This is a genomic window from Microbacterium sp. ZXX196 (genome assembly GCF_009709595.1).
GTDB classification, from domain to species: Bacteria; Actinomycetota; Actinomycetes; order Actinomycetales; family Microbacteriaceae; genus Microbacterium; species Microbacterium excoecariae.
This window is the reverse complement of sequence record NZ_WMEE01000159.1, coordinates 1-274: the sequence shown is the minus strand read 5'-3', so window position 1 is coordinate 274 and position 274 is coordinate 1. Positions and strand designations below refer to the sequence as shown.

The 274-nt window shown below is 36.1% G+C and carries 1 protein-coding gene; it reads left to right on the top strand.

Features of this window, described 5'->3' with window-relative positions:
- On the top strand, window positions 1–274 hold a 274-nt coding region (locus tag GJQ66_RS14225; RefSeq protein WP_196215905.1), incomplete at both ends, for a hypothetical protein.

The window sequence follows — 274 nt, the reverse complement described above, 5'->3', positions numbered from 1 at the left end:
CAACAAGATTCTTAGAAAATTTAACGGAGCTAATCTTATTAGATGTTGTGCTCAAAGCAGTTGAGATTCCAGTTATAGATTTACCTACAGAAGCAGTTTTCCAAGTATCTAAGATCTCTGTTATTGGTTTTCTTACAGAAGTTGCAGTCTTCCAAGCATCTAAGATTTCCGTCATTGGTTCACTTACAGAAGTTGCAGTTTTCCAAGCATCTAAGATATCCGTCGTAGGTTTACCTACAGAAGTTACAGTTTTCCAAGTATCCAAGATTTCTGT